The 13,997-nt window shown below is 48.6% G+C and carries 14 protein-coding genes and 3 pseudogenes; 14 read left to right on the top strand and 3 right to left on the bottom strand.

Annotated features, from left to right (window positions below):
* A pseudogene (locus CUC53_RS01770) lies at positions 1-440 on the bottom strand (IS1 family transposase); the annotation flags it as partial.
* Between the two features lie 135 nt (positions 441-575).
* Between CUC53_RS01770 and CUC53_RS01765 the strand changes: the two are divergent.
* From CUC53_RS01765 to CUC53_RS01735, 7 genes are all read left to right on the top strand, one after another.
* The gene (locus CUC53_RS01765) at positions 576-1,757 is read left to right on the top strand and encodes a PrgH/EprH family type III secretion apparatus protein (RefSeq protein ID WP_100292570.1); all 1,182 of its coding nucleotides are present in this window, start codon (positions 576-578) and stop codon (positions 1,755-1,757) included.
* A gap of 20 nt (positions 1,758-1,777) precedes the next feature.
* On the top strand, positions 1,778-2,014 hold the full coding sequence (locus CUC53_RS01760; protein WP_236757845.1) for a type III secretion system needle complex protein: 237 nt from the start codon (positions 1,778-1,780) through the stop codon (positions 2,012-2,014).
* A gap of 67 nt (positions 2,015-2,081) precedes the next feature.
* Positions 2,082-2,387, top strand: a complete 306-nt coding sequence (gene sctI, locus CUC53_RS01755) for a type III secretion system inner rod subunit SctI (protein WP_167386650.1) — start codon at positions 2,082-2,084, stop codon at positions 2,385-2,387.
* A complete protein-coding gene (locus CUC53_RS01750) occupies positions 2,384-3,133 on the top strand; it encodes an EscJ/YscJ/HrcJ family type III secretion inner membrane ring protein (RefSeq protein WP_100292568.1) in 750 nt (249 codons plus the stop codon). The genes sctI and CUC53_RS01750 overlap by 4 nt, the downstream gene beginning before the upstream one ends.
* Positions 3,130-3,714, top strand: a complete 585-nt coding sequence (locus tag CUC53_RS01745; protein ID WP_100292567.1) for a type III secretion apparatus protein OrgA/MxiK — start codon at positions 3,130-3,132, stop codon at positions 3,712-3,714. Before CUC53_RS01750 ends, CUC53_RS01745 begins: the two co-directional genes overlap by 4 nt.
* A gap of 4 nt (positions 3,715-3,718) precedes the next feature.
* Positions 3,719-4,360, top strand: a complete 642-nt coding sequence (locus CUC53_RS01740) for an oxygen-regulated invasion protein OrgB (protein WP_157798173.1) — start codon at positions 3,719-3,721, stop codon at positions 4,358-4,360.
* On the top strand, positions 4,357-4,833 hold the full coding sequence (locus CUC53_RS01735; protein ID WP_100292565.1) for a hypothetical protein: 477 nt from the start codon (positions 4,357-4,359) through the stop codon (positions 4,831-4,833). Before CUC53_RS01740 ends, CUC53_RS01735 begins: the two co-directional genes overlap by 4 nt.
* Positions 4,834-4,909: 76 nt before the next feature.
* On the opposite strand, the pseudogene CUC53_RS19135 reads toward CUC53_RS01735, so the two are convergent.
* Both CUC53_RS19135 and CUC53_RS01730 read right to left on the bottom strand, forming a co-directional pair.
* Positions 4,910-5,083: pseudogene (locus CUC53_RS19135) on the bottom strand (transposase); the annotation flags it as partial.
* Between the two features lie 2 nt (positions 5,084-5,085).
* A pseudogene (locus CUC53_RS01730) lies at positions 5,086-5,636 on the bottom strand (IS5 family transposase); the annotation flags it as partial.
* A gap of 187 nt (positions 5,637-5,823) precedes the next feature.
* On the opposite strand from CUC53_RS01730, the gene sicA reads away from it, so the two are divergent.
* From sicA to CUC53_RS01690, 7 genes are all read left to right on the top strand, one after another.
* A complete protein-coding gene (gene sicA, locus CUC53_RS01725) occupies positions 5,824-6,327 on the top strand; it encodes a type III secretion system translocator chaperone SicA (protein WP_100292564.1) in 504 nt (167 codons plus the stop codon).
* Positions 6,324-8,063 (top strand): type III secretion system translocon subunit SseC family protein, encoded by a 1,740-nt coding sequence (gene sctE, locus CUC53_RS01720; protein ID WP_100292563.1) that lies wholly within the window; start codon positions 6,324-6,326, stop codon positions 8,061-8,063. The genes sicA and sctE overlap by 4 nt, the downstream gene beginning before the upstream one ends.
* A gap of 15 nt (positions 8,064-8,078) precedes the next feature.
* On the top strand, positions 8,079-9,293 hold the full coding sequence (locus tag CUC53_RS01715; RefSeq protein WP_157798172.1) for an IpaC/SipC family type III secretion system effector: 1,215 nt from the start codon (positions 8,079-8,081) through the stop codon (positions 9,291-9,293).
* A gap of 138 nt (positions 9,294-9,431) precedes the next feature.
* Positions 9,432-10,475, top strand: a complete 1,044-nt coding sequence (gene sctA, locus CUC53_RS01710) for a type III secretion system needle tip protein SctA (RefSeq protein WP_157798171.1) — start codon at positions 9,432-9,434, stop codon at positions 10,473-10,475.
* Between the two features lie 18 nt (positions 10,476-10,493).
* On the top strand, positions 10,494-12,686 hold the full coding sequence (locus tag CUC53_RS01705) for a hypothetical protein (RefSeq protein WP_100292561.1): 2,193 nt from the start codon (positions 10,494-10,496) through the stop codon (positions 12,684-12,686).
* 12 nt (positions 12,687-12,698) lie between these two features.
* Complete coding sequence (locus CUC53_RS01700) at positions 12,699-12,965, top strand: phosphopantetheine-binding protein (RefSeq protein WP_100292560.1); 267 nt, start codon at positions 12,699-12,701, stop codon at positions 12,963-12,965.
* A 406-nt stretch (positions 12,966-13,371) separates the two neighbouring features.
* The coding region (locus tag CUC53_RS01690; RefSeq protein ID WP_201796700.1) for an Ig-like domain-containing protein at positions 13,372-13,997 on the top strand (626 nt) is incomplete at its 3' end.

The following is a 13,997-nucleotide window of genomic DNA, read 5'->3' as shown; positions in this document are numbered from 1 at the left end:
GTGGGCCAAAGGTATAGGCCACGACTCGTTTTCTCTTGGTATCAAAAGCATACCAAAGCCAATGTCGATGCTGTTTATTGCCGACATAGGCCCATTGCTCATCAAGTTCACAGATAAGCGCCACGTCATCGAGCACCACCTTTTCGGTGGTTACTTGCCTTGGGGTGAGTTTTTTAGGGCGCGTATGACGGTGTTGATGCCAATCTTGAGGACGCGAGCAGTATCACGAACACCTGAGCCGTTGAACGCCATATCAACAATCTTGTCTTTGACGCCGGGCTTGCGTGCTTCATAGGTATAGGTGAGCTGAAACACGTGCGGACAGACTGGGCAACGATAGCGAACATGGCCAGCAGGGGTCTTACCATGGCGATATACGTGGTCAGAGTTGCAACGAGGACAGTGAACGGGGATGGATGCCATGAAGCTATGAGTCTCAAAGGCTCCCATCATACCAGCTCAACCGATCGGAGGCATCACCAAATAATTAATCATTTTTTCATCATGATGTGAATAAGCCAATCTCGTACAGTAAAAGTTATTCCTCTCATTCGGCTATAACAGATGTTGACTCTATGGCAATAGATACTTCTCATGCGACTTCGCACAACTTAGTCATCAGATTGCTCAACGGTCCTCTGTGCGGTTGTGAATTTCTACTATTCTCCGGTCGCACGTTGTTTGTCGTGCGAAATCCTTCTCAGGTTGCATCCCCCGAAGTGACCGCGGAATTACCACCAGATACGCTGTTTATTCCACTCGAACACGGGGGGATTAATTTTGAGCTTCGCTTCGAAAACTCTGACTCGGCCGCGATTTTCCTGAGAGAATTAAGTGCCGATAGCAATACCTGCAAGGAACACTCCGCAAGCCTGAATAAAGTACTACAGATAGGCGAACTTATCTTTGCTCTACGCTTAGAAAATCAAGCATGGTCTTCGGAAATATTGGCTTACCCAAACAGCACGCCGAAAATTACCCGCTCAACGCGTCGCCGCTCTATATCTGCTGTAATCGCATTGGCACTCATCACGGGCGCCGTGGTTATTGCTTTATTTGGGGTATGGAGCACACCTCAAAAGCAAGCGAATGAACTCGATCTTTTGTTAAGTAACGATAATCAACGTTTTCAAGTGTTGTTTGGGCGCAACAAAACGCTATATGTCGCCGCCAGTAATGAGCGAGATGTGTCATGGGCACAGCAAGTGATCGCGCGAGGAGAAAATAAAAAAACCGCACAAGTCATTAGCTCCGAGCGCGAAAATGCACGCATGACACGCTGGCTGGCCGACAACTATCCTGACCTTGCCTATTATCGGCTACAGATGGATAACCCCAAACTACCGCAGTTGTGGATCAGCCGTCAGCGCGCAGCGCTGAGTGATGCTGAGCGCCAGCGTTTAAGTCAACGTTTACTATCGCAGTTTCCTTATGCAGACCAGATCAGTGTTATTGAAATTGATGATGCCACGGTAATTCGCCAAGCAGAAACGGAGCTAAAACGCCAAGCACTCCCATATACACGGCAAGATCACGTTGGTGGTGTCACGTTTGTCGTGCAAGGTGCGTTGGATGATGGTGAACTGCTACGCGCACGCCAGCTTGTTGAAGAGTACTACCGCCGATGGGGTGGGCGCTATGTGCAGTTTGCAATCGAATTGAAAGATGACTGGCTCAGAGGCCGATCCTATCAGTACGGTGAGCAGGGCTATATCAAAATGAGCCCCGCCCACTGGTATTTCCCCAAACCTCTATGAACTTTTAGAAGGAAATTAGCATGGCATGGTCAGGTTACCTTGATGGCATTTCGCAAACATATGACACCGGCGTTAAGGACTTACAAGGGCAGGTTGATGAGGCGCTAGCTAAGCTGTCGGAGACTCCATCAGATCCACAGCTGCTCGCTACATATCAGAGCAAACTCTCTGAATACAACTTATACCGTAACGCGCAGTCCAACACGGTCAAAGTATTCAAAGATATTGATGCCGCCATCATACAAAACTTCCGTTAATCCACTAATGCCTTGCAGCATGCTGTAAGGCCTGTAAGGCCTGTAAGGCCTGTAAGGAGTTAATGCTATGTCACAGATCGCTGCACCATCATTAGATGCACTGACTGATCGTTATCGCGATATTACACGCCAAGACACCGATATCGTATCACTTGATGCGCGCCTGATTGATGCATTCTCGCGTTCAGCCGTCAATCTGGGGATGGAAAAAGACGCAATCTTAGCTCGCCTCGAAAACCCAGCGGCGGTTACCGATCCGGCGGAGTTGTTTTCGCTGCAATTGAGATCGTCCAATTATAACTTGGAAGTGTCGCTGATCAGCACTCTGACTCGTAAAGCAGTAGGTGCGGTGGAAGGACTGCTGCGTTCATGAAAAGCTTGCTCGCCGTTTTACTGCTGTTCGTATTAACGGGCTGTCGACAACAAGATCTGCTCGAAGGATTAGATCAAAAGCAAGCCAATGAGGTGATTGCTGTTTTACAGCGGCACAACATCGAGGCTGATAAGGTCGGCTTTGGAAAGGCCGGCTACAGCATTCTCGTTGCCGAGCCAAATTTTGCGGCGGCCGTAGATTGGCTCAAAATCTACGATCTGCCTTCACGGCCACGAATTGAAGTCGCCCAAATGTTTCCTGCAGACTCGCTGGTCTCTTCTCCACGAGCGGAAAAGGCACGATTGTACTCGGCAATTGAACAACGCTTAGAACAATCACTACAAAGCATGGAAGGCCTACTGTCCGCTCGCGTTCATGTTAGCTATTACGTGGACGCTGGGGAAGGTGGACAACAATCTAAACCCATTCACTTGTCCGCGTTAGCTGTCTATGAGCGAGATATTAATCCTGAACAAAAAATAAACGATATCAAACGTTTTTTGAAAAACAGCTTCGCCGATGTTGAATATGAAAATATCTCCGTGGTGCTTTCAAAACGTAGTGAAGCGCAACTGCAAGCACCACGCTCACCTACTCGCAAAAATGAAATTACCAGCATCACCGGCTTATTGGTTTTGATTCCATTTTTGTTCGCGATCGGCATCGCCGCTTGGTATTGGTTGCGCCGCCGAACAGCACCGACTCAGCCAACCCTCCCAGTCGATAATCACGGAGCGGGCGTATGAATACACCGCGTTTGTCGATGCGCCTTCAACGCATTCGGTTTGATCCTCTCTCTTATCTGCACCCGCTGCGGGCGCAGATCCCCACGAGACTCATCAATACACCGACAGCACGCACTGCGGTAAATGACATTTTACTGCGTAGCTATGCGTTGGATTGGCAGCCTTTCCAACTCGACGCATTAGCTAAACAGTGGATTCACCATTGGTATCGACTTCCCCACGTGGCTTACCTCATCGGCTGTCATAGCTTACGCGCCGATCTCGCGTGGAAAGGGAATTCGTGCAAACTGCCGCATTGGGCCAATAACTTTATGCGGCTCACGTTATCCGCAGAAATATCAACGGGTCACAAAGTCATCGGCGATACCGAGCTATTTACGGCCGGATACACACGACTACACCCTTGGGTCGCACGTCTTCCACAACCATTATCGAAACGATTCCCACTGCTGTTTCCAGCCGCCATAGAGATGGCCATTAACGACACAGCCCCCCAAGCGGAGGCTGATCCATTAATTCTGACTTTGGCTCTACAATATGCCGAGAGATATCCCAACATATCATTCACACACACCGCTTGAGCGTGTGTTAATTCCACGTAAAACGCTACAGCGTCATGCTCGTGGCGCCAACTTAGAGCAACAAGCCCAGCAACATGCCCGCCAGCTGCTGCGCGAAGCTCAACAACAAGCCGAGCAGATTCGAAAATTGGCTTACAAAGATGGGTATCAGCAGGGAATGCTTGATGCGATGAACCAGATCGGCACATTTCTCGCCGACAGCCAGACACTGGCCATAAACCTTCGTGATAGCCTGCACCAACATGCTCGACAGTTACTGACCCATGCAGTGGAACACCCCGAAACACTCCTGCTGTTACTGGAGGAGTGCTTGCGCAATTTGCCTGTCGTAGACACAACACTCTATCTAATTTTGCCACGCTCGATGCGTCGTCAGAATACCCAGTTTAGCGATGTCCTCGCTGCGCATTGGCCTCATCCTTACCAGCTTGACTTCCATACCGACGCCGGTTTTGTGCTGCGCTATGCCGACCAAGTAATCGAATTTTCACCGGAACAATACACAGAAACCGCCAGCCGAGCACTGATAAATACCTTGGCATCTTTGCCCGAAGAGTGCCGCCAACTGTCACAGCAAGCGCTACAGGCGTTCATCACTCAATGGCACGTCACAACACCCTCAGCAGAAAGTGAACAACCCACATGATGATCTCACCGATTACGACAATCGCCGCCCCATTGCTCTCAACAGCAACCGAGAACGTTATCCCGCTCAGTGAGCGCATTCCACAACATGCGCTTGCCGTATCGCCCACCGAGGAGTCAATCCCGCTTCCAGACGCAGCGCCTGACGATAATGAAGATTTGCTGACACACGCCTTTTTAGATGAGTTACGGCTGCTAGCACCGTCTGAGGATCCTCGCGAATACGCCAATGCGGTGAGCCAATTGATGCGTGATTTTGTTGACCCTACAACTCAACAGCGCGCATTTGTCACCTTAGAGCAACAGCTTGCTCTTTTACAACGCACATTGGCCGAAGTTGATAAGGATCCAATACTCACCAAACCGCTTACTGCCGTAATGCTCGGCACCGCCAACGTGAAATTAGAAATGACAAAATGGATGCAAGACACGGTGTTATCTGGCGGGGAAATTACTGAGTTTGAAGAGTGGTAAACCCATTTTTTGGACTGATTGCACCGAGTTTTTCATCCGCTGAGGCTATCTTTGTGGCCTCAGCGATTAAGAGCCGCTAACAAAACCGTTCAACAAAGCGCAAGCAGATAACAGCACAAGCCAACGTCAACAAAGCTAGATGGATATCCAGCCGCCGCTCGAAACGAATTCGTCGCCTCCCAAAGCCTGCCAACCAACCATGAGTGCGCTCTACAACCCTGCGATGACAACCGAATCGCTCATTACTATCNNCTCGGCAACGGCGAAAATAATACCCCTTGTCTGCGTGTAGCTTATCAGGTCGACATCTCTTGCCTGCTAATGTCGGAAGCACATCCAACAAGGGCTCAAACATTATCGAGTCATGGCGATTGGCGCCTGAGACAAGCACTGCGAGTGGTATGCCCTGACGTTCCACCACTCTGTGTCGTTTACTGCCCAGCTTGCCTCTGTCTGCCGGGTTACGTCCCGTTTCCTGGCCCCCAGGGCTGGCTACGCTTGCGCCATCGAGGCTTGCTCTACTCCAGTCGATGTGGCCAGCTCGGTGTAGTTGCCTCAGCAGTACTGCCAGATGCCTTGAGCTTGCCAATCGCGCAGGCGACGCCAGCACGTCATCCCACTGCCAAACCCCAGCTACTTGGGTAAGTCCTCCCACGGGATGCCGGTAGTAAGGACAAACAGAATACCGTTGAGAACGGTATGGTCATCGAGGCGCGGACGGCCCCCCGTGGTAAAGGCTGTTGGGGTGGCAGAAGTGGTTGCAAGGATTTCCATAACTGGTTACTGATTGTTTTTCGTGCCATTCCTCCTATGTGGGGATTGGCATCGCTCGAATCAACTTGGTTTTGTTAGCGGCTCTTAGTCGGCGCACTTTTTTGGTTGTGAGCGATTACTGAATGTTTATTGCCATGGTTCACGCTGTAATGCTGACGACAGCTATTGCCTTTTGAGTCGTTGTACTATTGGTGGCAGTGATTAGGAGAAGAGTTGATGAGCACTGAAGATAATGTCAGCGACGAACGGATTGCAGAAATGGTCTGGGAAGCCGTCAGTGAAGGGGCAACCCTCAAGGACATTCACGGCATTCCTCAGGATATGATGGAATGCTTATATGCCAACGCTTACGATTTTTATCACAAAGGAAGACTCGATGAAGCGGAAACATTTTTCCGTTTTCTGGCTATTTATGACTTCTACAATCCTGATTACGTTATGGGATTGGCGGCTGTTTGCCAGTTAAAGAAACAGTTTCAAAAAGCATGTGATTTATATGCGGTGGCGTTTGCCTTAAGCAAGAATGATTACCGCCCCGTTTTTTTTACTGGGCAGTGCCAATTGTTCATGCGTAAAGCAGCCAAAGCAAAGCAATGTTTTGAACTGGTTTGTGAACGCAGCAGTGATGAAGCTTTGCTCGCCAAAGCTCAGGTTTATCTGGAAAGTTTGCAAGAAGCTGAAGCTGAGGTATCCCGTCAACAGCAAGAGGAACAGACATGAGTGACGTAAGTATAATCAGCCGTAGCGGGTATCTACAAAATCCGCGCCTTGCTGAAGCTGCATTTGAAAATGTGCGTAAGGATGGGAAATTTCTTTCCGCCGCAGATCAAGCGTTGAAATCGGTATTGGCAGTTAAGGCTGGCGAAAATAGCGGGCAAGTGCACGTCACGGAGCGCGATTTAGCAACGCCGACGCTAACACAACCGACGCCACGGGCGAAGGACGAGTTAAACAGTGCCGGCAAACTAGCATTATTACTGGGGCAATTGATGGTCCTGATGGGCGAGGTTTCTCTCTCGCAGCTGGAAGGCCGTCTGGCAACGTGGCGAGCGATGATGGAATCGCAAAACGCCATGGGCAATCAATTGTCACAGGAGTTACAAACTGCATTGGAAGGCGCGGAGAAGGCGACTGACGCTTATCAATCGGCGCTCACCGCACTGAGTACCAGTAAGTCTGCGCTTGAGGCCGCAGAGCAGAAATTAACGCAAGCACAAGTTTCTCTGGATGCGTTGTCGCCAGATGATGCGGGTTATAGCCAAGCATTAGCGGCGCGCGATCAAGCGGCGAACGATCGTGGGCAAGCTAAACAAAAAGTCGACCAAGCGCAGGCCAGTGCTGAATTAGCTCATTCACAGGCGGTCGAGAAGGGAGAAAAAGCAGACAAGCTGCTCACTCAAGCCCAAGGCGTGGGCATTAGAAATGACTACCTGCAAAAAAGTGAAAAAGATAATCTTTCCAATGTGGCGAAACTGACCATGTTAATGGCCATGTTTGCCGAATTGGTTGGGAAAAATAGCGAAGAAAGTCTGAAAAATGACCTTGCGCTGTTTCAGGCCTTACAAGAAGGCCGAAAGACTGAAATGGAAAAAAAATCCGCTGAATATCAGGCAGAGGTTCGCAAAGCGGAAGAGCTTAATCGCATCATGGGATGTGTGGGCAAGATTCTTGGGGCGCTGCTGACTGTTGTTAGCGTCGTCGCTGCTGCGTTTACTGGTGGAGCAAGCTTAGCCATAGCGGCGGTAGGATTGGCATTAATGGTGGCTGATGAAATCACCAAAGCTACCACCGGCGTTTCATTTATGCAGGAGGCGCTAAAGCCTCTGATGGAAAATATCCTAAAGCCGTTAATGGAGATGATAGGTAAAGCGATTAGTAACGCGCTTGAGGGATTCGGTCTTGATAAAAAGACAGCGGAGATGATTGGTGCAATAGCAGGAGCGGTGCTAGCAGCCATTGCGATGGTAGCTATTATCGTTGTGGTTGCGTTGGTGGGTAAAAGTGCTGCGGCCAAACTGAGTGATGCCATGAGTAAGTTTTTTGGTGATGCGATGAAAAAAATAGTCCCCAATGTGCTCAAGGAATTTGCCAAAAAGGCCAGCACTAGCGCAACACAACTGGCACAAAGAGTGGGGCTACGTAACGACACTTTAGGCAAGCAATTGGTGGCTACTCGTCTCAACACTGCCGTGTTGGTAGGGGAGGCTGGTAACGGAACTGCGCAAGCTGGCGGTAATGTGGCGTCAGGGATATTCATGAAAAACGCCAGTGAGGCCATGGCCGATTTTCATTTAGCGCGTGTCGCGATGGAGCAAATCTCTCAATGGCTGAAGCAGGCGGTGGAAACCTTCTCGGATAGTCAAAAAGTCACTCAAGAATTGAATCGTACAATGTCTGCTGCATTGCAACAAAATGCCGAAGCAGGACGATTCATTTTGCGCCAAAGTCGCGCGTAAGCTAGGAGTATAATTATGTCTGCTATTAATGCCTATAACACCAATATCAGTAATTACTTTGCGTCAAATACTAGCGAAACGGAGGTGGCTACAAAAGCAACGGGGCTCAGTATTAATGATTTGTCACCAATTCTGGGCCAAGCTGTAAGTAAAACACTGAATGATATTTTACGCGCTCCAAATCTGACCGCACCGTCAGTGAATATCAATAAAGACATGAGCAGTGCGGTGAAAACCTATTTGCTGGATATCCTTGATAATCCGTCTTTTATCCGTGATCTGGGAGCCTTGAGTGAAAAAGTAGAATCTGGCGTTAATCAACAGCTGGAGAGCAAAGTTAAAGAACAAGCCGAGCAGGGAAAATCATTCGACATTAGTGGGCTATCTTCTTCTGCCGTAGCATTGATTGCGGCGGCTAATGTGCTGATGCTGGCGCTGAATACTGCTGATACGTTGCTGAGCGGTAAACTGTCGCAAGTCAGTTTTGATGCAGCGAAAAGCACGGCGGCGTCAATGGTGCGTGAAGGGATGAGCATTTTGGCCAGCAGTATCTCACAAAGTACCTTGCAATTAGGGATCACCGCAGTCGGCGCCAAAACTGAATATAAAGGTATCAGTAATGAGCGCGGTGCATTGAAGCACAATGGTGGCAAGCTGGAAGCGCTGAATGTTGAGCGTGCGGGTATGAAGAATGCTTTGAATACCAATAACGCGAGAAAACTGGGTGTTGAAACAGATAGTCTGTCTAAACTGGAAACTCAGTCGACCAAAGGGCAAATTCAGAAAAATCTTAACCAAGCCTCACTGCAAAAGCCAGGTGACAGCGTCAATTTGCAAGCCAGTAGCCAGCAAATTAAGCCTGAGCACCAAGCTGCACTGTCCCGTACACTGGATGATGTTGATGCCGAGATTGCCATTCAGCAAAATGCACTGAGTGACAACACACTCAAAGCGCGTAATACGCAAACGACCGGTGATGCGATCATGAAAAGTTCGATGGCTGTTGGTGGCGTGGCCGGAAGCACTGGTCAATACACGGCGACACTGGAGCGATCCGAACAACAAATCAGCCAAGCCAATAGCCGAGTGGCATCGACTGCCGCTGAAGATACGCGAGAAAGTAGCCAGAAAACACGCAATCTTATTCAAGAGCTTTTACGCGTGATGGATAGTGTCAGTCAGTCGAAAAATGCGGCGATTGGTACAGTAGCTGGTAATATTCGCGCTTAATTCATTTTTGTCATGGCGGCGGGTTATATATCCGCAGTTTCTTCCCCTCTATGGAGGTGAATCCCCTTTTTACTTTGCGGGTGGCTTATCTTTTACAACCATCTGGAAAGAAAAATGTTGCCCCTAAGGACTCTTTCTATGGATATAAACAATAGTACAACCCTGCGGCCATTACCGCTGTCATCTTCTCCGTCTTTGCCACAAGAAATTAATGTAGAAAAAACAGTTACTGGTAGTGCCACAATAACCAATGTACAAAATAAAAGTGTGGATGTGGTTATCTTAGATAATGCATTGAAAAAATCAGAGGCGCTAATTAACACGCTGCAAGTGGCAGCATATCAGAATGAGCAAAAAAGCGATCGTCTACTTGCCGCACAGCAATTTGAAAGTAGCCTACAAGGCATAGTAAATAGTCGTGTCACCTTGGCACTAGAGCAGAAAATATCTTTGCAATCTGAAGTCGACAATGCCTTGCATCAGGCATTGCCAAATCCACAAACATTGTTTGAGCCTATAGCAGCGCAACGGACGACCATTTCAGACAAAGAATTATGGGAAAAGATAGCTCATGCCATCGGACAAATAGGCGAGGAATATCTTGAGGTCTATGAGAATGTCGTGGGTAAATACACCGAATTCTATACTGATTTCAGTGATATTTTATCGCAGATGGGAGGATGGATCTCCCCCGGAGGAACAGATGGGAATAAGGTTAAGTTAAATGTTGATGCGCTTGTCTATGCTCTGAAGACATTGACAAGTAAATATACACTACCGAACCAAAACGCCGTACTGTTCCCATCCCAATCTGAGGGCTCGGGTATTACCGGTGTCAGTGATAGGAAGGTTGCCGAACAGTGGGCGAAAGAGTTAGGTTTACCGGACTCTTGTGTGAAACAGGTCAATGGGAAATATGTTGTTGTTGTAGATTTACTCCCTATTAATGCCATGATAAGAGATACCAGTGCGTTAGGTAAAGGGGTGGTAGATATAGATAACGCCAAATTTCAAGCGTGGCAGGCCGGTTTTAAGGCTCAGGAAGAAAACTTGAAAAATACACTGCAAACACTGACGCAAAAATACAGCAGTGCCAACTCCCTATATGACAATTTGGTCAAAGTATTGAGTAGTACGATAAGCAGTTGCTTGGAAACGGCCAAGTCATTCCTGCAAGGCTGATATGAGGAGGAACATCTAATGCCTATTTCAGGATTGTCACGTACTTACTCTTGTCAGGATATATCATCTCATAACGTACAAGAAACATCCCAAAACCAATTGGGTGCGAGCTTGAATAACGTGCGATCCAGTAGTGTACGTTTATCACGGTCTCTGTCTTGTTCGCTACCGAATCTAACACATATATCTTCAGGGCCCGCTGATATAAAAAATAGCTCATTAGAACTGGCTAGATTTGAGTCCGTATTTGAGCAAAAAGCGCTGCAAGATTTATTTGATGCTGGGCCAGATGGTAATAAGAAAAACCTCGAGAGGTTATTTTTCAATTCGTCTAATACCTATGCAAAGCTTGAAATTATGGCATTTGCAAAAGTATTCAGTCAGTTACTTAGTCAACTTGGGGTGACTGCCGAAAATCGTACTGCACTAAATCAGCTGGCTCAAAATTATAACCGTCAAATATTGCGTGATGGGTTAGGCGAAAAATCTGGCTTTGCTGCATGGACGGCAAGTACAAGGTTGCGCTATGCGCAGCGAAGTAAACTGGAGCACCAATTGGCCGCATTGGCCGAACAATATTCGGCGGGTGATGTGTTGAAATTAGGTGCGGGATTTATGGTTGCTGATGTCATGCCCTATATCCAACAGTGCCTTGAGCAACAGCTAGGCGCGAAGTTGAATAGCATCACACGCCAGCGCTTACCGGAATTAGTCGATAAAGCAGCTATGCGAGCGTTTGATGCCTTACGCACTGAGCGTGTAAAGCTCATAAATCAGCGAGGTATGGGGCTTGGCAAATTGGCACGTGATCTGGATACGGTCGCGGCTTTGCCTCGCCTTTTACGTGATCTTTTGTCAGCTCTCGCTGAGGCACCGCAAAATGCGAAGCCTAAGCCGTCGCTCCAGCCAGAAGCGGCAGTGCCGCCAGAAAATAAAGCCGGTGGAGGGTTTACTCTTCACGGCGGAATTCATATCGATAACCACCAAGTCGATAATAGCCAGCATACCTTCAACCTGAATATCAATGTGTCGGGTGCAGGTTCGATGCCGACACCGTTGGTTCAAAACCTCAACTTAGGCCGTGAGTTTCAGCCTCAAGGGAATACTGCGGATAGGGTCGATGGCGCACCGAACGTGGCCAGTGAGCGTGATGAGCAACGGCTAGAGGATCCGCTGCAGGAGAAAGCGCGACGGGTTACAGAAAAAGTGCGGGCAGACAGCGAGTTGCTCACTTCGCATGTCAGTGCCGGTATGGCAAAGCCAATACAGAGCTCGGCCACTGGGCTCTTTAATGCGGCACGAGATGTGGCTACCCAGTTGTCTAACTTACTTGAAGTGACAAATGCAGCTGTAGCAGATAATGCGAAGCATCACGCTGGACAGACGCCGAACGCCGAGGCGACAGAGCGAGCAGACAGCGTGTTGCTCACTTCGCGTGTTAGTGCCGATGTCGCAAAGCCGATATCAAATCCGGCCATAAAGCCCCTCCACGGATCGCGTGATGTTGCCGTCGCGTTGTCTAGTTTGTTGGATGTAACTACGGAGGCGTTAGGCCACCAGCGTGATAGCCGTATTCAGCCAGCTTCGCGCACATCGGCCTCGTCACAACCCGCCGGCGATACCGAGTCTGCGCAGAACGTCGAATTAAAGCGTATCAGTAGTGATTATGGCCGTCTGAAATTTCGTCGCGCAAATTTGAACGCACTGCCTAGCCAAGCTTATTTGCGCAGTACTGGCGGGCAATTTAACGCCGAGCACGAATTGCTGAAGGCCGTACGTAGCATCCTTGAAGTGGATACCAATCAGCCATGGTCAATTCGACGCGATTTTGAACAGTTACGCAATAGGCTGTTGCCGAACTATGAATCAGATCGTAGTCAGCTATTGCAAGCCGTGAGCAATAAAGAAAAACAGCAAGGTTTGCAGCAGGATATGGATGTTTTACAAGAGCTGTTGGCAAATCATTCTGGCTTAGCGGCGGGTCGCTCTGCCGTACAAAATTTTGCGCGAACATTGCTTCGTGAAACTGACTTGTGCCGACAAGGAAAACAGCCAAATCCATTAATCACCGCGCTTTTGGATGGTATTGCTGGCACAGGTGAAAATCGGTGGCACTGGCGTGCTGATGCCTCCCGCCAACAGCCCGCGACTGTTGCCGAAAAAGTTGTATTAACCACCGATGGACTGCATTTCGATCCAACGCACAGGTGAGGAAGTCTTAGTATGCAAAGTGAAATGAAACAACAGGTCAAAAATATTATCACGGATTGTATGGCGATACAGGATCTTCGCGTTGATGACGATATGTATCTGGTCGATCAACTCTATTTAGACTCGCTAGATCTTATCGAAATCGTATTAAATTTGAATGAAAAGTTTGATATTGAGATTGATGGTGATGAAGTGGCGGGATTTAAGACGGTATCGGATATTTTTCAGGAGGTTGAACGGCTAATTGCTGCCAATTGTTCGGTGATAACTGAAGAGTAAATCAATAATTTGTGATCTTTGTTACATAACATTTTGCTAATTCAGATAATAAGTGCAACGCTCGGTCATGGGGCTTAGGAGGCAGGGCTCACTCATGATCTGACCCTGACTGAGCACCTGTCTCCGTGACCACGGAAACAGATTGGAGTTCATCCATCGACCATCAATCGTGAACTGCGTCGTCATCGAGATGAACAGGATTATCTGCCGAAACAGCCGGACTGGATGGCCACTTTCACTGATAGTGAGCGTCAAAAATCGTCTATTTATTAACTTCAAACCACGGAAAACCTTATTTATGAGACTTATTAGGCTTTTATTTATTTCGTTACTGGGCATGATACTTGCCGCTTGCGGAGGCGACTCTTCTGGAGGCAATGATGACTCGAGGCCAATAATTATCTCTTTGCAAGTCACACCCGTTATTACAACCATTCCGGTCGGTTTTTCTCAGCACTTCATTGCCATAGCGACCTTGTCAGATGGTACAACCAAAGATGTCACGAATGACACCTCTTTAACTTGGACCAGCAGTGATGACACGATCGCACCTATTGTCAGTAATCAGACCAGTGGTAACGGCATGGTGACCGGCGTGTCAGCAGGCTCCGTGACCATCACCGCCTCCGGTGAGGCCAATGGTCAGCGCTTCAGTGCTACTGCACAGGTGACCATCACCAATGCGGTGGTGACTGAGCTACAAATTACCCCCCAGGACTCCTCCCTGGCGATAGGGTTGAGTGAGCAGCTTAAAGCTGAAGCCATTCTCTCTGATGGCCAGGTACTGAATGTCACCGCTAATACTGCCGTGAGCTGGAGCTCCAGTAACCCAGCCGTAGCTACCATCAACAGCAGTGGTACAGACAAGGGCATAGTGACCGGCGTGTCAGCAGGCTCCGTGACCATCACCGCCTCCGGTGAGGCCAATGGTCAGCGCTTCAGTGCTACCGCACAGGTGACCATCACCAGTGCGGTGATGACTGAGCTACAAATTACCCCCAAGGACTCCTCCCTGGCGATAGGGTTGAGTGA

It is taken from the genome of Aeromonas cavernicola (assembly GCF_002795305.1).
GTDB classification, from domain to species: Bacteria; Pseudomonadota; Gammaproteobacteria; order Enterobacterales; family Aeromonadaceae; genus Aeromonas; species Aeromonas cavernicola.
The sequence above is the reverse complement of the archived record's forward strand: the minus strand, read 5'-3'. Positions and strand labels throughout refer to the sequence as shown.